The 23,489-nt window shown below is 56.5% G+C and carries 23 protein-coding genes and 1 pseudogene; 10 read left to right on the forward strand and 14 right to left on the reverse strand.

Going from position 1 to position 23,489, the window contains the following annotated elements:
• From rplO to AC56DI_RS05590, 10 genes are all read left to right on the forward strand, one after another.
• Positions 1-435 (forward strand): 50S ribosomal protein L15, encoded by a 435-nt coding sequence (gene rplO, locus AC56DI_RS05545; RefSeq protein WP_324518775.1) that lies wholly within the window; start codon positions 1-3, stop codon positions 433-435.
• Positions 436-1,764 carry a preprotein translocase subunit SecY gene (secY, locus tag AC56DI_RS05550; RefSeq protein WP_324518774.1) on the forward strand — a complete coding sequence of 443 codons (1,329 nt, stop codon included), beginning with the start codon at positions 436-438 and terminating at the stop codon, positions 1,762-1,764. It abuts the gene before it with no gap.
• Positions 1,765-1,792: 28 nt separating this feature from the next.
• Positions 1,793-1,909, forward strand: a complete 117-nt coding sequence (gene rpmJ, locus AC56DI_RS05555; RefSeq protein WP_002555468.1) for a 50S ribosomal protein L36 — start codon at positions 1,793-1,795, stop codon at positions 1,907-1,909.
• 131 nt (positions 1,910-2,040) lie between these two features.
• Positions 2,041-2,397, forward strand: coding sequence for a 30S ribosomal protein S13 (gene rpsM, locus AC56DI_RS05560; protein ID WP_324518773.1), 357 nt, complete (start codon positions 2,041-2,043; stop codon positions 2,395-2,397).
• 30 nt (positions 2,398-2,427) lie between these two features.
• On the forward strand, positions 2,428-2,817 hold the full coding sequence (gene rpsK, locus AC56DI_RS05565; protein ID WP_007924177.1) for a 30S ribosomal protein S11: 390 nt from the start codon (positions 2,428-2,430) through the stop codon (positions 2,815-2,817).
• 15 nt (positions 2,818-2,832) lie between these two features.
• On the forward strand, positions 2,833-3,453 hold the full coding sequence (gene rpsD / locus AC56DI_RS05570) for a 30S ribosomal protein S4 (RefSeq protein ID WP_324518736.1): 621 nt from the start codon (positions 2,833-2,835) through the stop codon (positions 3,451-3,453).
• Between the two features lie 22 nt (positions 3,454-3,475).
• Positions 3,476-4,477 carry a DNA-directed RNA polymerase subunit alpha gene (locus AC56DI_RS05575; RefSeq protein ID WP_324518735.1) on the forward strand — a complete coding sequence of 334 codons (1,002 nt, stop codon included), beginning with the start codon at positions 3,476-3,478 and terminating at the stop codon, positions 4,475-4,477.
• A gap of 42 nt (positions 4,478-4,519) precedes the next feature.
• Positions 4,520-4,906 carry a 50S ribosomal protein L17 gene (gene rplQ, locus AC56DI_RS05580; RefSeq protein ID WP_324518733.1) on the forward strand — a complete coding sequence of 129 codons (387 nt, stop codon included), beginning with the start codon at positions 4,520-4,522 and terminating at the stop codon, positions 4,904-4,906.
• Positions 4,907-5,060: 154 nt separating this feature from the next.
• Positions 5,061-5,525: a bacterioferritin gene (gene bfr / locus AC56DI_RS05585; protein WP_496345277.1), complete on the forward strand. Its 465-nt coding sequence runs from the start codon at positions 5,061-5,063 to the stop codon at positions 5,523-5,525.
• Between the two features lie 309 nt (positions 5,526-5,834).
• Positions 5,835-6,212 (forward strand): PilZ domain-containing protein, encoded by a 378-nt coding sequence (locus tag AC56DI_RS05590; RefSeq protein WP_496345278.1) that lies wholly within the window; start codon positions 5,835-5,837, stop codon positions 6,210-6,212.
• Between the two features lie 236 nt (positions 6,213-6,448).
• Here AC56DI_RS05590 and tssI read toward each other — a convergent pair.
• From tssI to tssJ, 14 genes and pseudogenes are all read right to left on the reverse strand, one after another.
• Positions 6,449-7,353, reverse strand: a pseudogene (tssI, locus tag AC56DI_RS05595) (type VI secretion system tip protein TssI/VgrG); the annotation flags it as partial.
• Positions 7,354-7,486: 133 nt separating this feature from the next.
• Positions 7,487-7,924 (reverse strand): XAC2610-related protein, encoded by a 438-nt coding sequence (locus AC56DI_RS05600; RefSeq protein ID WP_496345808.1) that lies wholly within the window; start codon positions 7,922-7,924, stop codon positions 7,487-7,489.
• Positions 7,819-8,040 carry a hypothetical protein gene (locus AC56DI_RS05605; RefSeq protein WP_496345839.1) on the reverse strand — a complete coding sequence of 74 codons (222 nt, stop codon included), beginning with the start codon at positions 8,038-8,040 and terminating at the stop codon, positions 7,819-7,821. Before AC56DI_RS05605 ends, AC56DI_RS05600 begins: the two co-directional genes overlap by 106 nt.
• Positions 8,037-8,621 (reverse strand): hypothetical protein, encoded by a 585-nt coding sequence (locus AC56DI_RS05610; RefSeq protein ID WP_496345279.1) that lies wholly within the window; start codon positions 8,619-8,621, stop codon positions 8,037-8,039. The genes AC56DI_RS05605 and AC56DI_RS05610 overlap by 4 nt, the downstream gene beginning before the upstream one ends.
• Positions 8,622-9,567: 946 nt before the next feature.
• Positions 9,568-10,047: a hypothetical protein gene (locus AC56DI_RS05615; RefSeq protein ID WP_496345280.1), complete on the reverse strand. Its 480-nt coding sequence runs from the start codon at positions 10,045-10,047 to the stop codon at positions 9,568-9,570.
• Positions 10,047-12,815 carry a hypothetical protein gene (locus tag AC56DI_RS05620; protein ID WP_496345281.1) on the reverse strand — a complete coding sequence of 923 codons (2,769 nt, stop codon included), beginning with the start codon at positions 12,813-12,815 and terminating at the stop codon, positions 10,047-10,049. The genes AC56DI_RS05615 and AC56DI_RS05620 overlap by 1 nt, the downstream gene beginning before the upstream one ends.
• Before the next feature lie 37 nt (positions 12,816-12,852).
• Entirely contained in the window at positions 12,853-13,323 is a 471-nt protein-coding gene (locus AC56DI_RS05625; protein ID WP_496345282.1) for a hypothetical protein, read from the reverse strand.
• 17 nt (positions 13,324-13,340) lie between these two features.
• Positions 13,341-15,431 (reverse strand): type VI secretion system Vgr family protein, encoded by a 2,091-nt coding sequence (locus tag AC56DI_RS05630; protein WP_496345283.1) that lies wholly within the window; start codon positions 15,429-15,431, stop codon positions 13,341-13,343.
• An 88-nt stretch (positions 15,432-15,519) separates the two neighbouring features.
• A complete protein-coding gene (locus AC56DI_RS05635; RefSeq protein ID WP_496345284.1) occupies positions 15,520-16,509 on the reverse strand; it encodes a serine/threonine-protein kinase in 990 nt (329 codons plus the stop codon).
• A 10-nt stretch (positions 16,510-16,519) separates the two neighbouring features.
• Complete coding sequence (locus AC56DI_RS05640; RefSeq protein ID WP_496345285.1) at positions 16,520-17,248, reverse strand: PP2C family protein-serine/threonine phosphatase; 729 nt, start codon at positions 17,246-17,248, stop codon at positions 16,520-16,522.
• Entirely contained in the window at positions 17,248-20,787 is a 3,540-nt protein-coding gene (gene tssM, locus AC56DI_RS05645) for a type VI secretion system membrane subunit TssM (RefSeq protein ID WP_496345286.1), read from the reverse strand. The genes AC56DI_RS05640 and tssM overlap by 1 nt, the downstream gene beginning before the upstream one ends.
• Entirely contained in the window at positions 20,784-21,665 is an 882-nt protein-coding gene (icmH, locus tag AC56DI_RS05650) for a type IVB secretion system protein IcmH/DotU (RefSeq protein ID WP_496345287.1), read from the reverse strand. Before icmH ends, tssM begins: the two co-directional genes overlap by 4 nt.
• 2 nt (positions 21,666-21,667) lie before the next feature.
• On the reverse strand, positions 21,668-22,999 hold the full coding sequence (gene tssK, locus AC56DI_RS05655) for a type VI secretion system baseplate subunit TssK (protein WP_496345288.1): 1,332 nt from the start codon (positions 22,997-22,999) through the stop codon (positions 21,668-21,670).
• Between the two features lie 3 nt (positions 23,000-23,002).
• Positions 23,003-23,485, reverse strand: a complete 483-nt coding sequence (gene tssJ, locus AC56DI_RS05660) for a type VI secretion system lipoprotein TssJ (RefSeq protein ID WP_496345289.1) — start codon at positions 23,483-23,485, stop codon at positions 23,003-23,005.
• Between the last annotated feature and the right edge of the window lie 4 nt (positions 23,486-23,489).

Below are 23,489 nucleotides of genomic sequence, written 5' to 3' on the forward strand. Positions count from 1 at the left end.
ATGAAACTCAATGATCTGAGTCCAGCGCCGGGTTCCCGTCGTGAAAAGCATCGTCCGGGCCGTGGTATCGGTAGTGGTTTGGGCAAGACCGGTGGCCGTGGCCACAAAGGTCAAAGCTCCCGCTCCGGTGGCACTATTGCTCCGGGTTTTGAGGGTGGTCAACAGCCGTTGCACCGCCGTCTGCCGAAATTCGGTTTCGTTTCCCTGAAGGCCATGGATCGCGCAGAAGTGCGTACCTCCGAACTGGCTAAAGTGGCAGGCGATGTCGTTACTCTGCAGTCGCTGAAGGATGCCAACGTAATCAACCAAAACATTCAGCGTGTAAAAGTCATGCTGTCTGGCGAAGTTGGTCGCGCTGTTACCCTTAAAGGTATCGCTGCCACCAAAGGTGCGCGTGCGGCTATCGAAGCAGCTGGCGGTAAGTTCGAGGAATAAATGGCTAAGCAAGGTGCTCTCTCAGCGCTCAGCAATGGCGGGTTATCCGAGCTCTGGGCTCGACTGCGTTTTCTGTTTCTGGCGATCATCGTCTATCGGATAGGTGCGCACATCCCAGTTCCTGGGATTAACCCTGACCGGCTGGCCGATCTGTTTCGACAGAATGAGGGGACCATTCTTAGCTTGTTCAACATGTTTTCCGGCGGCGCGCTCGAGCGGATGAGCATCTTTGCATTGGGGATCATGCCGTACATTTCGGCATCGATCATCATGCAGCTGATGACCACTGTTAGTCCGCAGCTGGAGCAGTTGAAGAAGGAAGGGGAAGCTGGCCGTCGCAAGATCAGTCAGTACACCCGCTACGGCACGTTGGTCTTGGCTGTAGTTCAGGCTGTCGGCATGTCCGTCGGCCTTGCTGGTCAGGGCGTCGCGTTCTCGGCTGATTTCGGCTTCCACTTCGTAGCAGTCACCACGTTTGTGGCGGGTGCGATGTTCATGATGTGGTTGGGCGAGCAGATTACCGAGCGCGGTGTTGGCAACGGCATCTCGATGCTGATTTTTGCCGGCATTGTTGCAGGTCTTCCGAGTGCTGTCGGGCAGTCTTTCGAGTCTGCACGTCAGGGCGATATCAACATCTTCGCTCTGGTGGCCATCGGTTTGTTGGCTGTGGCTATCATCGGTTTCGTGGTGTTCATTGAGCGTGGCCAGCGTCGCATTGCGGTGCACTACGCCAAGCGTCAGCAGGGTCGCAAGGTCTTCGCTGCACAGACAAGCCACTTGCCGTTGAAGGTGAACATGGCGGGCGTAATCCCGGCTATTTTCGCCAGCAGCATCCTGCTGTTCCCTGCGTCTTTGGGCGCCTGGTTCGGTCAGTCTGAAGGTATGGGCTGGTTGCAGGATCTGTCGCAGTCAATCGCGCCCGGTCATCCGTTGAATATTCTGCTGTTTAGTGCGGGGATTATTTTCTTCTGCTTCTTCTACACAGCGTTGATGTTCAATCCGAAAGACGTAGCGGAAAACCTTAAGAAGTCCGGTGCCTTTATTCCGGGTATTCGTCCAGGTGAGCAGTCTGCGCGCTATATCGATGGCGTGTTGACTCGTCTGACCATGTTCGGTGCTTTGTACATGACGGCGGTGTGCTTGTTGCCCCAGTTTCTGGTGGTGGCGGCCAACGTACCGTTCTACCTTGGCGGGACTTCGCTGCTGATCGTGGTGGTGGTTGTGATGGACTTTATGGCCCAAGTGCAATCGCATCTCGTATCGCACCAGTATGAATCCCTGATGAAGAAAGCCAACCTGAAGGGTTACGGCGGCGGAATGCTCCGCTGAAGCATCCATAAGGTTCGAGGAGTTGGTGATGAAAGTTCGTGCATCGGTGAAAAAGCTGTGCCGCAACTGCAAGATTATCCGTCGCGAAGGTGTCGTGCGCGTAATCTGCAGCGCAGAGCCGCGTCACAAGCAGCGCCAAGGCTGATTGTGATCTGAGCGTTACAAGCCCGGCAGCTAGTGCGCTGCCGGGTTGATTATTTGTTATTACAGCGTTAATATCTCGCGCCCTTTTCTTGGTTCTGGGGCGTAGGTAGCTGTCAAATGGAGTCCCACTGAATGGCCCGTATTGCAGGCGTAAACATTCCGGATAACAAGCATACTGTTATCTCGCTGACCTACATCTTTGGTGTTGGTCGCACTACTGCACAGAAGATTTGTGCAGCGACCGGGGTTAACCCGGCGGTAAAAATTAAAGATCTGAGTGACGAGCAGGTTGAACTGTTGCGTACAGAGGTTTCCAAGGTTAATACCGAGGGTGACCTGCGTCGTGAAATCAACATGAAAATCAAGCGCTTGATGGACCTGGGCTGCTACCGCGGTCTGCGTCATCGCCGTGGCCTGCCGGCTCGCGGTCAGCGTACTAAGACCAACGCGCGTACCCGTAAGGGCCCGCGTAAGCCGATCCGCAAGTAATCGCGCCCGCGAATCGACAGGAATATAGTCATGGCAAAACCTGCTGCTCGTCCTCGTAAGAAAATTAAAAAGACAGTGGTTGATGGCATCGCCCACATCCACGCGTCTTTCAACAACACCATTGTGACCATTACTGACCGTCAAGGTAATGCCCTGTCTTGGGCTACTTCTGGTGGTTCAGGTTTCCGCGGTTCACGCAAGTCCACTCCGTTCGCCGCCCAGGTGGCTGCTGAACGTGCTGGTCAAGCTGCGCTGGAATACGGCCTGAAAAACCTCGACGTAAACGTCAAGGGTCCAGGTCCAGGTCGTGAGTCCGCTGTCCGTGCTTTGAACGGTTGCGGTTACAAGATCGCCAGCATCACCGACGTGACGCCAATCCCGCATAACGGGTGCCGTCCGCCGAAGAAGCGTCGCGTGTAATTAGGAGACAGATAAATGGCACGTTACATTGGTCCAAAATGCAAACTGTCTCGTCGTGAAGGCACAGATCTTTTCCTGAAAAGTGGCGTCCGCGCTCTGGAATCGAAGTGCAACATCGAAGCAGCCCCAGGTATCCACGGTCAGCGTCGTGGTCGTCAATCCGACTACGGTACTCAGCTGCGTGAGAAACAAAAAGTTCGCCGCATCTATGGCGTACTTGAGCGTCAATTCAGCGGTTATTACAAGGAAGCTGCCGGCCGTAAAGGCGCTACCGGTGAGAACCTGCTGCAGATCCTCGAGTGCCGTCTGGACAACGTCGTTTACCGTATGGGCTTTGGCGCTACTCGTGCCGAATCCCGTCAGCTGGTTTCGCACAAAGCGATCAGCATCAACGGTAAAACCGTAAACGTCCCGTCCTACCAGGTTAAAGCTGGCGACGTGGTTGCGGTTCGTGAGAAGTCGAAGAATCAGCTGCGCATCGTTCAAGCTCTTGAACTGTGTGCTCAGCGTGGCCGCGTTGAGTGGGTAGATGTTGACGTTGAGAAGAAGTCTGGCGTGTTCAAAAGCGTCCCGGCTCGCAGCGATCTGTCCGCCGACATCAACGAAAGCCTGATTGTCGAGCTCTACTCCAAGTAAGGGCTAGAAAATAGGTGCATCCATGCAGATTTCGGTAAATGAATTCCTGACCCCTCGTCACATTGATGTGCAGGTGGTCAGTCCGACCCGCGCCAAGATCACCCTCGAGCCTCTCGAGCGTGGTTTTGGCCATACGCTGGGCAACGCGCTGCGTCGCATCCTGTTGTCCTCAATGCCTGGCTGTGCAGTAGTCGAGGCCGAGATTGACGGTGTACTCCATGAGTACAGCGCCATCGAAGGTGTGCAGGAAGACGTAATTGAAATCCTGCTGAACCTCAAAGGTCTGGCTATTAAGCTGCACGGTCGTGACGAAGTTACGCTGAACCTGGTTAAAAAAGGTTCGGGTGTGGTTACTGCTGCCGATATTCAGCTGGATCACGATGTCGAGATCGTCAACGGCGATCACGTTATTGCCAACTTGGCTTCCAACGGCGCACTGAGCATGAAGCTCACCGTACGCCGTGGTCGTGGCTATGAACCTGCTGACTCTCGTCAGAGCGATGAAGATGAAAGCCGCAGCATTGGTCGCTTGCAGCTTGACGCTTCGTTCAGCCCGGTTCGCCGCATTGCCTATGTTGTTGAAAACGCCCGCGTTGAACAGCGTACTAACCTGGACAAGCTGGTTATTGACCTGGAGACCAACGGTACTCTGGATCCGGAAGAGGCTATCCGCCGTGCCGCGACCATTCTGCAACAGCAGTTGGCCGCGTTCGTCGACCTCAAAGGTGACAGTGAGCCAGTGGTTATCGAGCAGGAAGACGAGATCGATCCGATCCTGTTGCGCCCGGTTGATGATCTTGAGCTGACCGTTCGTTCGGCCAACTGCCTGAAGGCAGAAAACATCTACTACATCGGCGATCTGATTCAGCGCACCGAAGTAGAGTTGTTGAAGACGCCGAACCTGGGCAAGAAGTCTCTGACTGAGATCAAAGACGTTCTGGCCTCGCGCGGTCTGTCCCTCGGTATGCGCCTCGACAACTGGCCGCCGGCAAGTCTTAAGAAAGACGAAAAGGCTACGGCCTGATCGTCGTAATCACCGAACGTGAGTTTGGTAAGGAATTGAACCATGCGTCATCGTAAGAGTGGTCGTCACCTCAACCGCACCAGCGCGCATCGTAAAGCCATGTTTCAAAACATGGCGGTGTCGCTGTTTGAGCACGAGCTGATCAAAACTACCCTGCCTAAGGCCAAAGAACTGCGTCGCGTTGCCGAGCCGCTGATCACCTTGGCTAAAATTGATAGCGTTGCAAACCGTCGTCTGGCTTTCGACCGTACTCGTTCGAAAGCTATGGTTGGTAAGCTGTTCAATGATCTGGGCAAGCGCTACGCCACCCGTCAGGGCGGTTATCTGCGTATCCTCAAGTGCGGTTTCCGCGCTGGCGACAATGCGCCAATGGCGTATGTCGAGCTGGTTGATCGTCCAGTCGGTGGTGAAGCTGTTTCCGCCGAGTAAGACATCAGTCTGAACAAAAAGCCGGGCCTAGTGCCCGGCTTTTTGTTGCCTGAAAATTAATGATCAGGGCGCCTCCAGTGGTGTTTCGCTTGACCCACGCAGCGGCTGCACCGAGCATGTGTGCTCTTAGATTGCGCACAAAAGGAGTCGCCGGATGAAAGGCCATGCTGAAGTTATCGAGTATTTAAAACAGCTGCTCAAAGGTGAGCTGGCGGCTCGAGATCAGTACTTTGTGCATTCGCGGCTGTATGACGACCTGGGGCTTTCCAAGCTTTACGCCCGTATTAGCCATGAGATGGAAGAGGAAACCCAGCATGCTGACGCACTGCTGCGGCGTATTCTCTTTTTGGAAGGCGAGCCAGATATGTCGCCCAATCCATTCATCTTCGGGCGCACTGTACCCGAGATGCTAAAGCTGGATCTGGCTCTTGAGTACGAGGTTAGGGCTGCTCTGAGCAAAGGCATTAGCCTCTGCGAGCAGCATCAGGACTATCAAAGCCGGGATATTTTGCTCGCGCAGCTCAAGGATACAGAGGAAGACCATGCCTACTGGCTTGAGATTCAGCTGCGTCTGATTGACCAAGTCGGTCTCGAAAACTACCTGCAGGCGCAGATATAAGCAGCGCTTATAGCACCAGGTATATTTACATAACTGGTTTTTTGTATAACTGCGCAGTGCTAAGGGTGGGAGCGGGAGCCAAGGAATGGCTCAAAAGCGGCTTGGCGCCTTAACGCGACCGGTTGCTTACCCTGCTAAGCAGGTGCCGTCTAATTTGCCAGTAGCGTTGTTCACTAAGTCGTTACCCCCTCTCGAAACCCAACTGTTAACGTCTCGGCATGTGCCTTCTTGTCGCGGGACTGATTCACCTCGCGTGACGAAAATTCGGGTGGGCAGGCTATAGTTAGCTTAACTAGACAGGAGTTTCCCATGAGCGATACCGTCAACAACCGCCGGCGCTTTCAGCGCATCGCCTTCGATGCAGCTACCGAGCTGCTGCAAGGTCCGCATCGCTGGGATGTGGAGCTCCTCGACCTGTCGCTTAAAGGACTACTGGTCCGCTCTCCGGCTGACTGGAGCGGCGATCAGGCACATCCATTCCTCGCCAATATCACCTTGGCCAGCGACATTCAGGTGCAAATCGAAGTTGATCTGGCCCGCACTCACAATGGCCAACTGGGTTTTGTGTGCAGGCATATCGACCTCGACTCCATCAGCCATTTGCGACGTCTCGTAGAGCTTAATCTGGGCGACGAAGGCCTGTTGGAGCGCGAGCTGGCAGCCCTTGGAGAGGATGATCAGTCGTAGGTAGGACGGCACGCTGCTGGCGCAGCCGGCTTTGCAGGTCGAGGTCGGGGCGCTTGCTGACTAGCTCAAGCTAGAAGCGATACGGCTGAGTGATACTCTCCCGCCCTAGGCCCTGACTATTGGCGTAGTCAGTGAAGTGTTTTTGACAGCCTTGAATAAACTTACGTCTGTTAAACCCTCTCCCCCGGCCCCTCTCATGAATGGGAGAGGTCAGTTATGGACTCTTCCAGTATCTAGGGTTGTTCGCCTTGGTGGATCACCTCATGCAGCAGCCAGAGGTCGTTGTACTCCTGGCGCGGGAGGTCGCAGAGTTCGAGAAAGTTCCTGCTGAGCAATTTTGGCTGATCGCCACGGCCTTCGGCCAGGCGGTAATCGGCGCGGTGGCGCTCGAGGCGGCGTTGGCTGAGGTGCTTGCCGCGTGCACGGTCGACAAAGCGGCAGGGGTAGTCGTAGTCCTCGAGATCCGGCAGCGGATTGGCCTCGGGATCACGATCCTCCTTGACGGCGGCTCCAGCAGCAGGCGCGGTTGTTCGAAGTCGTAATCGCGACGGGTGATGCGGCTGGTGCGGGTTTCCAGGCGCACGGCAAAGCGCTTGATCACAGGCGTATCGGCGGTCATGCCGTTGTCTTGCAGGTAGGCGGTGGGCTGGCCGAGTTTGCCGAAGGCGCTCTGGTCATCGCCGAAGACCAGCACATGGCCCTGCTCGCTGTGCTGGAAGTGGTAGTGAATGCCTTCCTCCTCACACAGGCGCTGGACGAAGTGCAGGTCGCTCTCGTCGTACTGCACGCAGTAGTCGCGCTTGGGGTAAACGGTTGGACCGAGCTGGAACTGGTAACCGCCAAGGGCGATGCCGTGCTCTTGCAGCACCTGGGCGACGATCTGCGGCACCGTCATGTGCTGGAAGATCCGCTGGTTGGTGCGCAGGGCCAGGTAGCTCAGCTGCGGCACGATGCTCAGTTTGTAGCGGGTCAGGCGCTTGCCAGATTCGCCTTGGGCGACCTGGTAGATCAGGCCGTGGATGCCCAGGCCATCTGGACTAAAGGCGAGAAAGGCGCGCTGATGCAGCAGGCTTTGCAGCTCAAGGTCTGGGCGCTCGCTGACCAGTTCCAGCTCGAAACGATAGGGTTGACTGATGGTTTCGCCCTTGGCGTCAGGTGACGCCAAGGCTTTGTGTTGTTGAGTTAGTTGTTAAAGAACAGAATTTTTTGAACAAATTGAAAATTGATCGAGGGATTTATTGAGGAAAAATGACACCAATCCCATTGATCCTGTGTTATTTTTCTTCAGTTAACGGTTTAACAGTCTTATGTACTATGTGACCATTTTTATAAGACTCAAAATAACTATAAGCCTCTCCTGTGGCTGGGTCGCAATATGTGCCTTTCGTAGAGGTAAGTTCAAGTGAGTTGTCGTTGATTTTGTACTGCTCACTCCAGCGGTCACATACGCTAGAGGAGAAACACTCACCCGAAATTAAACTTTTTTCAGGATCTATTTTTAAGCACGGAATATCGCTTAGGGGTTGATTTTTTTTGTAAGTTTTATTTGCTTTATCGAATAGGAAAACCGAAGACATCCTAACTTGTCCAGCAGGTCGGTGCTGAACTAAAATATCAGGCTCTCCATCAAAGTTAACATCCGTGCACTTAATTTTGTCTCTTCGGCATAGCCTTCGCTGAGTACTTCTTTTGTTAGGTCGCTTGAAATGCACAACATGCCATTTTTGCATTTCAGCACTTCAAACTGCTCGCCTCCAGATACACATTGCGTTGCGTGAGAAATCTGCGCTGAAAATAGTAGTGTTATAAAAGTCAAATATTTTTTCACGGTAGTTGTCTATCCACAATGGAGGGTAATAAAGTCATGTCACCATTTTCAGGAAAGTAGTGCTCAGATAAAGTCAACAAGCAGCTTGAAAATACTACATGTCGTAGCGTTAACCCGTTGACTACCCCCGTACCCGTGGGATTTCCAGTGTTAATGCCACGGGTAACAGGTTCCAACTGCGGGCAAACATAATAATTAATATTACGTAGTGCCACCAGGCACTGTCTTTGTGGGTAGCTATAGTTAGTGCAAATATTTTCCAGTTCTTGGAGATCTAGAGTAGGAAATATGTCTGCGTATCTACTAAGACAAAGTGAGTTGGTTGCCGGGCGAGCTGTGCTTACCCAGTAGAATCCAGCACTCTCAGCGGCATGAGCTAAGTCGCTCTCGAGTGCTTCGCGAAATATTGGTGTTTCTGAGCCGGTTTTAAATTTTGTATAGCGTTTGTAGTTTTCTTCCCAAGTTAACTGCGTCATGCCTCTGTCATACCAAGGAGCATATGATAGTGTCGGTCCGTCGCCTTCAGCGGTTCTAGATAAATAAGTTGTTTCCTGTATTGTGTTTGCAAGGAAATAATTCATTCTTTTTTTGCTCGATGACACAAGGAGTTTTCTTAGCGCCTTATTTAGGGGGGCTAAACCTGTTTGCCCTAGCAAGAGCAGTATTCCAGGCAATAGTAGATTGCGGGTAAACGGTCTGCCCCTGACTGCGCGTTTGCTCAATTACCTTTCTCGGAATGCATTGGACCAGTTCACGTGCACTTAGCCACCCACATTTCCTAAACAAGTTAATTAGTTCTCTGGGCGGGAAATGCCAATGCTTCGCCTCAATCCCCGCCAGTGCCGCTGATTGCCTAGTTAAAATACTAATGACAGTCAGCCCTAATAGTACACCTGCCTCACAAGCAAAATTTAAAAATTCAGAAAACAACCTATTAAAGCAAATTGAAGATTTAAAAAGCAGTTGCATAGTGATAGACAAGCTAATCATGAAAAAAGCTGGCTAAATTCTAATGGCGCAGGATTCATTATGTCGGCCTGGCGGCAGTTTAAGTCAGACTATATAAGCAACTATATAGATCTAACAAACGCAACCACTCCTCAAAGCATAAAGCTGTATCTGGCGCACTGCGATTTGAACGAAAAAAACTTTAACGGACTAACAGCCTGGATTGAACTGATCGATAAGCGTCTTGATAGCTTGGAAGCAGAGTACACTTAGGCTAAATCAACATCCTCAGCTGTAACTCAAAGTCCAAACTTTCTGTCAGCGCGCAGCGGCCTAGATCGGCCAGCCTTCGTGACCAAAACTACATCGATGTTCTTACTCTGCCAACCTCATCACCAATGCCACGCATGTAAATGACTATGCGCTCGAAGGTATTCATCACCTAGAAGATCAAGTCAGGTCTTGCCTTTTGCTTTTTTGGCGCAGGGCTCAGCAAAAGACAAGACCTGACTCCTCAATATCCCGGTTGACTGGACTGCGTACATTCGGGTCTTGATGGCTCAGGGGGATTGCGTCTGTTTATTGGTCTTTGCATCTGGAGAAAATGTTATTTCTTGTTGCAAGAAAATCCGGCTCGCTAACCCATGTTCTATTTTTCAATCTTTCATTGTAGAAACCTAGCCACTCTACCTTAGATTTATCTTCAGAAATAAACTTGATTTTAGCGATTGGCTTTTCCTTTGAGAAATTATCCCACTCTAACATCATGCCACCTCTCCCAAGATCTTCGGGGGATTTTAAGGTGATAGTTAGAGTGTCGTCGCTAATAGTGCCAGTTGAGTGTATATGTATTTGGTTTGAGTTTACTTCTATTGTTATTTTTTTGGGGTCATAGATGTTGATTCCGTTTATTTCTGCGCAGTTTGGAGACCATCTGCCGACAGTATCCTCGAATTTCCATCGAATGATGTCGTTATTGGGCGCGGGGGTCGAAGCTATAGCGCAGCCAGTTACTGATAGGTAATATAAAAAAAAAGCTGCTGTTTTGATGGGTTTCATTAATATCCAAACTCCTTTAAGAATCCAGGCTTCAAGTAGAGATCCGAAATTCCGTTTTTTTCTTCTTGAAGGAATTTTTCGTAATTCTCTATGGCCTCTTGCATTGTCTCTATGGGCTGACCATATCGGCCAGGGGGAAGGCTGGCCCACTCCCAACTGCTATTTTCTATAGCTTCTTTAATTTTCCCGGAAATAATTAGATCTAGAGTTTTACCTCTGACCTTGAATTTTAACAGTGCTACGCAAAATCTATCTTGCGAGAGTGGCGTGAAATCATGAATGTTTAGTTTGTTTCTAAAATTCATGACAGATTTGTCAGTCCATGTATAACCCATAACTTGGTACGCGCCGGAAGCAGATGATGTGTAACCACTTTTCTTGATTTTGATTTGTGGATGATCAGAGAAAGTTTTCCCATGATCTTTAATAAAAGATGAGCCTCCAAAGAGCTTTTCATAGCCGCCAGTGCCTACGGTTCCTTCACCGACTCTGATCATTCTTAGAAATGCCCGGACCTGAAGCTCGCGAAGATCGGTGGTTTCTGGATGAATTAGAGCCATGGGATGAAAGTGCCAAGCTACCCCATCTGCCGCAATCCCCGGCTGGCCGACCAATTCTTTCCACCAAGATAACGTTTTAATTCTTTCCTTCTCTGCGACCCAATTCTGGTTGGGATCATCGGCTGCGTTGCCCATCAGGTCATCGAGTTCGTCCCAGCGCGCAGCATCCCAGAACCATTCGCTGTCATGGCGCGTGACGAGCTGCGAGATGGATTGGGCATGCCAGGGCTTTTCCAGTGCTGCCTTGACTTCTTCGGAGGTCATCTTGCCGTCGCGGTTGGTGTCGATGATGTCGTAAAGACGGCTGCGCACCGGGCCTTTGTCGGACTGGTTGATGGCGCCTTGGTAGCTTGCCTGTTCATCCTCGGAAAGGCGGCGAGCCGTGTTGAGGTAGTAGGCCAGCCCCGAGCGTGGGGTGTCAGTATCTTCTACAAAGTCGAAGCCTTCCCATTCCCATGGGCTATGGCGGGTTGTGATGAGATCCTGTTCTGCCAGCCAGCCGCTGATGGGCTGACCATCCTTGTCGGCCAGAAGGTTATCGAGTCGCCACCAATTGGTTTCAGGGGTGCAGCCAGTAGCTGTATTGCTGGCTGCTACCTTGATCTTGGCCTCAGGCGGTAATGCATCTAGCAAGCTTTGAGGGAGGATCAGATCGACACCGATTTCTGTCCCTGCATCGGTCAGTTTCGGAGGGTTGCCAGCCTTGATATTGTCTCTATGTGGGATCAGCTTGCTCGCCCCCGCATGGACTTTGAGCAGCGTCCTTTCCTCAGCCGGTAGACTCTGTGCCCACGCGCGGCTTTTCTCAATGAACGCAGGCACGTCCTCGCAACTGAATACTTCCAGATGTAGCAGTTCCTGAGGCGAACCGTCGCTCTGGTTCTGGTACTTACCGACATGGCCGATCAGGTCGCCGGCCTTGATCGGCACGGGCGGGTCGAGGATTACCACCGAGTCCGTGGCCTTGGGCTGCGATTGAGCCCTCAGGAAGGAGGAGGCTACATAACCTGGCAGGTTACCGTCCGCCCTTGGTGTGAGGACGGGCTGATCATTGCCGCTTATCACCTGTTCGAGCTTGAGAAAGGCCCCTTCGCCCGAAGCGCGAACCTGAGCGCCCTTGCTGAGTTTGCCGATAATCGACGCATTGCTGCGCGCTTCGGCCCTGACGTTGAGTTCGTCACTGCGGGTATTGACGGTATAGGTGTTGGAGCTCCAGAAGGCTGGCCGCTCCAGCTTCTCGTTCTGTCTGTAGTCTTTCCAACACTTGAGATGCATGTAGAGGCTGTAGAGGCTCAGCGTCGGCGGTTTGGGTTGCGCCTCGCCAGCGGTTGCGGTCGCCTTGGGCTGGAGCGTATGCCTGACCAGGACAAAGCCGGTGGAGAACGGCGCCCTTATCTGTAGTGGTCGTCGACCTGCGTAGGTGCTGATTGGGTACTCTTCGTCTATGCGATAAGTGACCACTTCACCATGAGTCATGCAGTTTACACGGCTCTGATCGAAGGCTTCGCAGGTGCCCTTGTCCAGGTGGATACCGCCGTGCCAAAGGCCGTTTCCACCGATGGGATAGAACCCGGACTTGGCCTTGCTCAAGGCGGTCAGGTTTTGCAGCGTATTGCCGGCGGATGCGGTGCACGGGTAGCACCAGTCTCCGCTGGCGGTGTTTTCCCCATCACTTCCGAGGTTTGGTTTTTCATCGTCCGGGTTGAGGGTGCCGTTGATAATGTCAGCAATGTAGCGTTTGAAGTCGGCTTCTTCGAGTTCGGCATGGACGTGAATTGCGTAGCTCTGCGTCCCGGTCCGCCCTGTCCCGGCCTGTACACCGATGTGCTGGCCATAGCTGATTGCATCGCCATCATTGACCTTGAAGGCCGGGTCTAGGTGCAGGATCTGCCCAAGTAGCTTTCCATTGCTCGGGGCATCGAAAATCTTCAACGTGCCGTAGGCGCGATTTGTCTTGGCATAGCCTTGCAGAGGGCTGGGAACGGGGATGGAGCGGTTGCTGCCATTGACCAGCAGCACGAAGTCCTTCTTGATGAGCGTGCGACCACCTATAGGACGCACTTCTTCGAGCTGGCCATTGATTGTCTCGTAATCCCGGTTCGGCTCACGACCCGAGGAAGGATGGTGCTTGGCGAGATCTTCGTAACTGTTTACGTCCTCGAGACGGCTGCCCACACTTTCAACGATTTTGAAGCGACGCCCTGTCATGACTTGTCCTATGAAAAATTGTGATCGTCTTTAACGGTCAGAGGCCGCAGGCCGCTCCGAAGGTCTTGTAGGTAGCCGTTTGGCCGGCAGATTCGAAGCTAAGGTCAACGTGCCGGTCATCTGACTCGTTGTATTCGGACTGATTGAACTGGCTGACCGTGGTGAGGGTGGCGCTCATGTCTCCGAAGGCATAGGCGGTGCGCGTTTCATCGATCTCGCGTTGCTGCAATTCATGGACAAATCCATCAATCTTGACGAACAGCACTTCATCGATCTCGACGGCGATTGGTTGGGAATCGTCCAGAGTTTTGTACTGCTCATCGGCCGGAAACAGCGCGCAGCGGTAATTCTCGATGCCACCCCCTTCCTGATATTGGGTGACGGCTTCTTCATAGGTAATGGGTTCAAGTTCAAGGGCTTTACAACCAGTCAGATAACCACAGGACAGGATGAAAACGATCATCTGGCCGGTTATAGATTGGCTCCTAGGCGTGTTTGTTTTGGTCATGGTGTTCACTGTCTACCTCAGCCTGAAAAATTCATGGTTCTTTGTAGTTTATTTTTGGGGGTGGGCAGGTCGCCAACCAACGCCTCATCCAACAAACTCCCCGCCTTATCGCTGTCCGCCGTACCTGGTAGCGACGGTGGTTTAATCCCGATCCCCAAGCCTTTACCCGCTGCGCCGCCCGCGTTGATTTTGGCCAGGGGGCCGCTGAGGGTGATGCCGCCGGGGTCGAGTTTGATAAAGCTGCCGCCGGCGTTGAGGGTCAGTTCGGTGGCGGCTTCGATGACCATTTTCTGCCCGGCTTTGAGGTGGATTTCGCGGCCGGCGTTGGTCAGTTGCGCGGTGCCGAGTTTGATGTGTTGGTTCTGCCCGACGGTGAGGTGGTCGTCGGGTTTGACCTCGACCTTGCGCTCGGTTTTGACGGTCAGGTGTTCTTCGGCTTTGAGCTCGGTGTAGCTGTTGGCTTCGACCGTGTCGTGGCGTTCATGGCCGACGCGGATCTTCTGGTCGTGCTCGATGTTTTCGTCCCAGTCGCGCTGGGCGTGCAGGTAGATCTGCTCGGCGCCTTTCTTGTCTTCGATGCGCAGCTCGTTGTAGCCACCGCCACCCGGTGTACTGAGGGTTTTGAATACGGTGCGGGTCTTGTTCGCCGGCAGTTCATAAGGCACGACGTGTTCGGCGTGGTACAGGCAGCCGGTGACCAGCGGTTGGTCGGGGTCGCCTTCGAGGAAGGTCACCAGCACTTCCATGCCAATGCGTGGGATGGCGATGCCGCCGTAGCCATCGCCGGCCCAGCTGGAGGCCACGCGCAGCCAGCAACTGGTCTTATCGTCTGCCTGGCCTTCGCGGTCCCAGAAAAATTGCACTTTGATTCGGCCGTACTCGTCGCAGTGGATTTCCTCACCCGCGGGTCCGGTGACCACGGCGGTCTGGCTACCTAGCACCTTGGGTTTTGGATGGGTAAGCTGCGGGCGGAAGGGTACGTCCCAAGGTGTGGCGGTGAAGTGGTTGCGGTAGCCCTGGATAAAGTTTGCGTCGGTCAAACCCTCTCCCCCGGCCCCTCTCCCATGAATGGGAGAGGGGAGTGAAAAGTCGGTGATGGACTCTTCCAGCACTTGGGGCTGTTTGCCTTGGTGGATGACTTCATGCAGCAGCCAGAGGTCGTTGTAGTCCTGGCGCCGGTGGTCGGAGAGTTCGAGAAAATGCCCGCTGAGCAGTTTTGGCTGATCGCCACGGCCTTCAGCCAGACGGTAATCGGCGCGGTGGCGTTCGAGGTGGCGTTGGCTGAGGTGCTTGCCGCGCGTACGGTCGACAAAGCGACCGGGGTAGTCGTAGTCCTCTAGATCCGGCAGCGGCTTGGCCTCGGGATCACGATCCTCCTTGACGGCGGCTTCCAGCAGCAGGCGCGGTTGTTCGAAGTCGTAATCGCGACGGGTGATGCGGCTGGTGCGGGTTTCCAGGCGTACGGCAAAGCGCTTGATCACCGGCTCATCGGCGGTCATACCGTTGTCCTGCAGGTAGGCAGTGGGTTGGCCGAGTTTGCCGAAGGCGCTTTGGTCATCACCGAACATCAGCACATGGCCTTGCTCGCTGTGCTGGAAGTGGTAGTGAATGCCTTCCTCCTCGCACAGGCGCTGGACGAAGTGCAGGTCGCTCTCGTCGTACTGCACGCAGTAGTCGCGCTTGGGGTAAACGGTTGGACCGAGCTGGAACTGGTAACCGCCAAGGGCGATGCCGTGCTCTTGCAGCACCTGGGCGACGATCTGCGGCACCGTCATGTGCTGGAAGATCCGCTGGTTGGTGCGCAGGGCCAGGTAACTCAGCTGCGGCACGATGCTCAGTTTGTAGCGGGTCAGGCGCTTGCCAGATTCGCCTTGGGCGACCTGGTAGATCAGGCCGTGGATGCCCAGGCCATCTGGACTAAAGGCGAGAAAGGCGCGCTGATGCAGCAGGCTTTGCAGCTCAAGGTCTGGGCGCTCGCTGACCAGTTCCAGCTCGAAGCGATAAGGCTGACTGATGGCTTCGCGACCGCTGAACTCGAGCACTTGCAGGTCGTGCTCAAGGCCTTCGATGCTCAGGCTGAAGTGGGTTGCATTGGCCAAGTTGAACATAGTCATTTCCTTGTTAAAAAATCATCCATTGGTGCCGGGTATTGCTAGTTGCACGGTGCAGAGTTGGGCTTCGTGCCTCAGCACCAATCTACGAGTTGTCGTGCCGTAGCCAGCGCCGCCAGCCGCTGGGCGCGGGCTTTCGAAATACCTCAAGCAGCTGTGCGCAAGTGATGCTGCGCTGCGCTTCATCGAACGCCAGCGCGGTGCGCAAGGCTGGCCAGCAATGCGCGGGTAACCGCTCGGGGCGGTGCAGCTGTTTACCCAGGTCCATGGCCTTGGCCTGTTTGGCGCTCTGCCGGCTGAATGGGTGACGACCACTGGCCAGCTCGTACAGTACGCACGCCACGGCATAGACATCAGCGGCAGCACTAAGCGGCGCACCGTCGAGCAATTCCAGGGCGGCGTAACGCGGCGTCCAGGCGGTAAAGCGGTTGCGGCACAGGCGCGGCAGGCTGGGCGCCAGACCATCTACGAGCTGGCCGAGGCCATAATCGAACAGGCGCAGGCCGCCTTCGGCGAGCATCACATTGCTCGGTTTCAGGTCGCCATGCAGCACGCCGAGGCCGTGCGAATAGCTCAGGGCCTCGAGCAGGGCGATGGTGATTTCCTGTAGCTCGCCCCAGGGCAGGCCGTCGGGGCGTTCACTGAGCAGTTGATCCAGCGTCAGGCCCTTGAGCAGCTCCAGGGTGAGGAAAGCGCGCTGGCTTGGCACATCCACCTCGAAGCCGAGCAGGCGCACCACATGCGGATGATTAAGCCGTGCAGTGAGGACGAACTCGCTGTACAGCAGCGCGTTGGCGTCCGGGTACTCGGCGAAGTCATCGCTAAGGGTTTTCAGCGCCACATACGGTTCGGGGTCACCGAACTGTTCGCGCAGCAGGTCACGGGCGCGATACACCGCCCCCATGCCGCCGACTCCGAGCAGGCGCTCGATCTTGTAACGGCCGCCGAGCACTTCCGGCAGTTCGCTGAGTACTTCGCGCGGGGCTTGTGCGGCCGCTTTGGCAGCCGTCGCGGCTAGGGCGAAGTAGGTTAGGTCGCTGGCCCGCGGCATGTCGTCGAGCAGTTGTTCACTCATTCGTGAGTCCTCATCGGCGTATCACCACCGCACTCAGGTTGTCCCGCGCAGGGCCGTCGAGGGCCTGTTGGAACAAACGATTCAGGGTGAGCTGTGGTGAGGGCAGATTAAGCGCAGCCCCGAGGTTGTCGACGGACACGCCTTGGTAGAGGCCATCGCTGCACAGCAGAAAGGCGTCGCCAGGGAGGGTGTCCAGCTCGAGGATTTCCAGCTTCAGTTCGTCACTGGCACCGATGGCGCGCGTCAGGGCGTGCGCGGCCGGATGTTGAGCGGCTTCGCTGGGACTCAGTTGCTGTTCATTGATCAGTTGCTGCAGCAGCGAGTGATCACGGCTGAGCTGGTACAGTCGGTTGCCGCGCCACAAGTAGCAGCGGCTGTCGCCGGCCCACACGCAGGCCGCGCGATCGCCTTCGATTAGCAGCGCTACTACCGTGCTGCCTATCACCGGGTCAGGGTGCTCTGAGGTGACCGTCAGTTCCTGGCCGAGGCGGCGGTTAAGGGTGTGCAGGCGTTTGCGCAGCTCGTCCAGACGCTGCGGCAAGTCACCCATGCTCGGTTCGGCCAACTGCTCGACAATCAAACGGCTGGCCAGGGCACCGTTCTGGTGCCCGCCCATGCCGTCGGCAACCACCCACAAGCCCTGTTCCGGCAGGGCCAGAAAGGCATCTTCGTTGCGCGCTCGCACCTTGCCAGTGTCGGTACGCGCCGCGCTGCGCCAGCGGTTGGCAACTGTCGTCATCAGAGCGTGGCCGGTAGTTTGAAGCTGCGCAGCTGCTCCAGGTCAAACGGGTTCGGCGAGCGCTGGCTGTGCAACAGGTAGTTGGCGCGCAAGCCGCCAAGATCGGCCTTGAGCATCAGCACATCGCGGCCACTGTGGTGGTCCACACTCATCAGGTCGAGCAGGCGGAACAGTGACCAGGGGCCGGTGTTCTTCTCGATCCCGACCTTGCGCCCGCCGAGCTCTTCCACCACCAGGCTGGTGCGGCCTTCATCGGCAGCGGCTGGCCAACTGAAGGCGGTCTGCACAATGGGCCCGTGGCGGTATTCCATCTGTTGGCTGCCGAAGCGAAAATCAGCGCGCCCCAGACTGGAGTCCAGCGAGTAGGGTTCGAGCTTGAACAGCACATGCGGCTCGTTGGGGTTCTCGGCGAAGAAGCTGCGGCGGATGGTTTGCGCATGGCTCATTTGCTGCAGGAACTCGCGCGACAATGGCAGGCCACGGCCGTCCACCCGGCGCAGTTGGTACTGCCCCGCGGTGCCGCTGACGAACGGTTTGAGGTAGCTGTCGAAGAAGCGCTCGGCAATCCCCTGGGCCTTGAAGAACTCACGAAAGTCCGCAATCGCCACATCGCTTTCGCTGTCTGCGCTGAACGGATAACGCTGCTTCAGCGAGCCGTCATAGGCGGCATAGAGCTCTGTTTTATAGCGCTGGTTGAGGTAGTGGTAGGCGTCGTTAAGCACCAGCGTCCAGCTGTCTTCCGCGACTAGGCTGAGCCAGTTGCCGATCGGTTGCGGCAAGCGTGTGGCACTGCTGCGCACCTGGTTGATCGCATCCCGTTGGCCACCCATGCGTGCTTTGGCCAGTTCAAACGCAGCCTGCTCCGGAGCGCTGGCATGGGCCAGGCTGGCCAGTTGCAGTTGCAGGGCATCCAGCGCCTGCAGGGTGGTGGCCAGTTCTGGGCCAGCCCCACCGTTTTCGTCGAGCAAACGGTGCAGTGGTTCAAAGCGGCGCTCTAGGGTTTTACGGGCGGTGTCGGGCAGATTTTTCACCAGTGCCGCCTGCGCCTGTTCGGCGGCAGCACTGGCGAGTTTGGCGGCTTTACCGAGTTTTCCCTTGGCACCCTCTAGCGCTTCGGCGGCTGCCCCGGCGTCATCGGCGGCTTCGGCCATGCCTTTGAAACGGGTGTTGTCGCGCACCTCCACCAGCAATTGCAGCAACGGCGAATTGGCGGCGGTCAGGCCGGCCAGTTGCAGGGCGCCCTGGCCGGCGCTGTCGATTGGGTCCAGGAACAGTTGTGCGAGGGCTTCGCCCCAGTAGTTGGCGTAATCGCGGAAGTACAGCTGCTCCATCTCCACCAGCAGACGGCTGAGGTCGTTACTGCTCAAGGTATCGCCTTCGCCGAGCACCCAGTTGTCGCGCAGCAGGTTGCGCACCAGGTCGGCGCCCTTGGCGGTGAAGGTCTTCTGGTAGCCAACCTGGGTGTAGAAGCCCGGAATGGCATAGTCACTGCCGGCGAACAGACCCGCTTGCGGGCCGAGTTTCTGACTCAGACGATACTCCGGCAGGCTGCGGGCCTGGTCACGGAGCATGCGGTAGACCACGTTGGCCAGCGATTCGCTGCGCAGGATCTGCCGGGCCTGAGCCACCAGTGGTGCATTTAGCGAATAAGGTGTGAACGACGCGGACAACAGACGCTCGAAGTGCTCGTTCAGACCGCGCTGGCCGCTGCTATTGCCGGCGTAACGCAGCGACCAGTCGGCCGCCAGCCACTCCTGCAGGAAGGCCTTATCGCGGCGCTCCTCCAGGTTGAGCATCAGATAAGCACGCAGGCTGTTGAGCAGGCGCTCACGGTCATTCAGGTTGGCGCGCACTTGTGCTTCCAACTGGCGACCTACGCGGCTCAACAGCAGGTTTTCCAGCTCGGCGCGGTAGGCCTGTTGCAGCGTCGGGTCGACGTTCTCGCCCTGGTACAGGCCGCCGCGTTGCAAGTAGGGCACTTCGTCCACTGGCGGGAACACCTGGGTGGCGGCGTAGCTGTGATCCAGCGCTTTGAGGGTGCGCAGGGCGTCATCTTGAGCGCTGAGGTTGCTGTGCTGCTGGGTCAGTTGCAGCGCCAGGTTGCGCAGCTGTTCCAGGCGGCCATGGTTGCCGGAATAGCTACCTGCCCAGACCAAGCCGAATACGCCGATCACCATCAAGGCCGTGGTGTACATGGCGCGCTGCCCCCAGTCGATACGCCGTACTTCCTTCTGGTCGAGGCCAGCCAGATCCGCTTCGGGGAAGATCACCCGGCTGAGCAGTTGATTGATAAAGCGTGCGCGTCCTGTACGGAAGGTCGGCAGCGCGTTACTTGCCAACCCCAAATTGCGGCCGATGCTGCTGGTGCTGGGATCGAGCGGGTCGTTCAGCTCAGGTGCGCTGGTCAAATAGAACCCTCGCAACTGGCTGGCGCGCTGGTAACGGTTGCCGCTGAACGCCAGTTCGCTAAACAGACACAGACGCTCGCCGAGCAGGCCCAGCTGGTGTGGGAAGTCGAGAATGCGGCCACGGCGCTGGGTGTCGCGCTCTTGGTGCATGTGCAAAATCACCTGGCTGTTGAGGCGGCGTAGCAGTACCTCGAACTCCTCACGAATCACGTGCACATCGGTGGCGTTCTGCTCCTTGCGGAAGGTCGCGCCGAGGACTTGATCGCTTTCTTCGCGAGACAATTGGTCGAAGAACTCATCGAAACCCAGGACCTTATCGGCCTTACTCAGCACCAGGTAAACCGGTACATCAGCGCCCAGGCGCTGGTGAATGTCCTGCAGGCGTTGACGGGTTTGGCGGGCGAGGTTTTCCAGTTCGATTTCGCTGCCGCCTTGCAGCTGCTCCACCGGAATAATCACCAGCACGCCGTTGAGCGGTCGCGCGCGGCGTTTGCGTAGCAGGCCCAGCAGAGTGTCCCACGCGCGGCTGTCGATGGCCGGGTCGGGCTGGGTCAGGTAGCGTCCGGCGGTGTCGATCAGTACCGCGTGGTCGGCGAAATACCAGTCGGCATAACGGGTGCCAGAAACGTCCTTGGTCAGGCGTTGCTGGTCACCGCGGTTGAGCGGGAACTCCAGGCCAGAAAAGTCCAGCAGGCTTGTTTTGCCGCTGCTTTGCGGACCAAGTAACAGGTACCAGGGCAGTTCATTGCGCCATTTCTCGCTGTGCCCGCGGTACAGGCTGGAGCGCTTGAGGGTGTGCAGGGCCTGCTTGAAACGATTGCGCAGTTCGAACTGCTCTTCGTTGATCAGGCCTTCGCGGCGCAGGCGTTCCTGGGCGTCTGCGTCATCCTCTTCGGCCTGCTTGCGGGCGGTTGCTTTCCAACTGGCGAAGACCATGGTCAGGCCCCAGATCAGGAACAACCCGCTGATGCTCAGCAGGCGGCTGGTGGCTGATTCCCAGAACTTGTAATCATTGACCGCGAGCACCGGGCCGATAAACCACACCAGCAGCGCCAGGACCAATACCAGGCACAAGCTCCATACCCACGTCTTGCGGAAAAATGCGGCTAACTTGCCGAAAAAAGGCTTCATTTCAGATCATCCATGCTGACACCCGCAGACGGGTCGAGTTGCTCGTACGGCTGCAAAACAGTCTCGCGCTGTTCGCCCAATACCCAGGCGAAGCCGCCATACATCACCATCAGGCACACCAGGGTGAACACCGCCACCAGCCACCACGGCACGATGCGCACCAGGCGCCGGCGGGTGTCTTTCAGGCCTTGCCAGTGCGGCGAAACCTCGCGCGGCACGTCGCCGCGCATCTGCCGGATTTGCCGGTACAGGCTGTCGCGCACCGCTTCCAGCTCAAGCATGCCGCGTGGCAGCACGCGGTACTTGCCCTCGAAACCGAGGGACAGGCACAGGTACATCAGCTCGAGCATCGGCAGGTGCTTGACCGGGTTGCGCGACAGGCGCTCGAGCAGCTGGAAGAACTTCTCGCCGCCGAAGGTCTCGTTGTGGAAGGAGGACAGCAGGCTCATCTGCGACCATTCGCTCTCGTTGCCCCATGGCGTAGTGACGACTGCCTCATCGACCACGGTGCACAGCACATAGCGCGCGGCCATCACCTGACTGCTTTCCGCGCCTTCATGCAGGGCGCGGTGCTCGAACAGCTTGATGGCGCTGGCCAGGCGCTGGTTCAGCGCATGCATGTCTTCACCGTCGAAGCTGTGCTTGAGGCGCACCACTTCCGACAGCAGGCTGGCCGCCGCGGCTACGAGCGGGTTGAGGCTGACGTTGAAGCTCTCCGCTGGGCGCAGGCGCGCGGCGTAAATCATCCGCTCTTCCAGTTGCTCGAATTTCGGCGGCGCGGCGAAGTCTGTCAGCGGGCTGAGTGCCGGGGCATCACCCTTGCGGTTGAGGATGACGGTTTTGTCGTCCTGGCCGAATTCCATTTCTTTGGTCGTCATCGTCAGTTCCTGATCGCCCAGAATTTCATCTCAAGCCCGGAGAACTCGCCGGACACGTGGAAGGCGAAGCCGCCGGAGCGTTCCAACTGCGCCAGTTCCTCGGAGCCCAGTTCCAGGGCGAAGTAGGTCTTGCCCGAGTGGAAGGGGATCTGCCGCGGTGCCACGGGCATCGGTTTGACCTTGATGCCGGGCAGGTGCAGGTTGACCAGTTGGCGAATCTGCTCCACCGGACCAACCTTGAGGTGCGCAGGCAGGCGCTGGCGCAGTTCTTCCGAGTCGCACTGGGCGCTAGCGGCGAGGACAAAGGTGGAGGTGGCGAGTAGTTTGTGGTCGTGCAACGGCGACACTTGAATGCCGTACTGACGCTGCTGCAGAAGCATCTCAATGGCGTGCTGTTCCAGCACCATCGATAGCACCTGGCGGATCGCATCCATCAGTTTGCGGAAGCTCACACCCTGGTCGCTGTGCAGGTAGCGGCCTTCCAGGCGCGGGCGTTTGATCTCGCTGGAGAAGGTTGCGAGCTCACCGAGCAGGCCGAGCAATTCACGGTAGATCTGTTCCGGGTGTACCTGCTCGATGCCCAGGTAATGACGCAGCACCGGTTCGAAGCGGTTGATCAGCTGCAGCATCATAAAATCGCCGACTTCCGCGCCGCCGACTTTGCCGGTGGCGCGAATACGTTCAGCAAGGATATCGCCCCGGTGGGCGAGCATGCTGATCACTTCCTTGAGGCAGCTCAGCAAGTAGGCGGACGCCTGGAAGTTGACGTAGGTGGGAATAAATTCCGGATCAATGCTGATCACCCCGTCCGGGGTGGTGTCGAGTACGTCGCACAGCTGCAGTTTGACGTAGGCCTGATCGCTCTGTTGCTCGCCGAGCAGCAGGCGGAAGTCCGGGCGGCCACAGCTGACTTGACTCGATGCGCTGTCGCCGGCATTGGAGTCAGTCACCTCCTCATCGAAGGCGGTAAAACGCGCCAGCACGTCCTGCTGCTCCGGACGGCGGCTCTCGATATGGTTACCGGTAACCAGCGGCAGGGCCAGGTACACCGGTGTGTTGCCGGTGTTCGGTGGTATGTCCATGGCCAGCGGTTCACGCTCGGCGCCGATGTCGAACAGGGTGCCATCGGGCAGGATGCCGCTGGCTTTGCTCACCACCAGCTTGCCCATGTTGAGAAACTGACGATCAATCTCTAATTCGAAAAACCCCCAGGCGTAGCTGTCGAGCTTCTGTGTGCGAGTTTTCAGTTGATAGTCGTAGTAACGGTCGTTCTGCTGGAAGTGCTGCGGGCGCAGCAGCATGCCTTCCTGCCAGACCACTTTATGCATGGCCATGGCTTATTTCCCTGCCTTGTTGAGGTCATTTTGGGTTTTGATGCCCTGGGCATTAAGGGTCAGGACGCTGCTGTTCCGCTCGTGCTCCTGCAGTGGAATGACCACGCGCCAGTTGCTTTCCGGCAGGTCACGGTAGGCCGCCAGCACGCCGACATAACGACTGCCTGGCTGCACCGAGAGTTTCATTTCGCGCTGCTCGCCAGGGCGCAGCTCAAGCTCTTCGAGCACCACCAAATCGGGAGCCAAGACTTCTTTGGGACGCTGATAGAGCGAGAAGAAATCGGCGGTTTCAAAGGCCACCGGGTGCTTCAACTCGATCAGATGCAGCACGATCGGCGAAGGGCGGCCATTGAGATCCGGGTTGAGCTCATCGGTGCCGTTGAGGGTCAGGTCGAGCTTGGTCATATCCGAATAGGGCGAAAGCGCCGCGCAGCCACTCAGGCTGAACAGCGCGGCCAACAGGGCCATGCAGGTGAAACGGGGCATGAAG

Source organism: Pseudomonas sp. BGA-UO-ETr-WB11 (assembly GCF_059567785.1).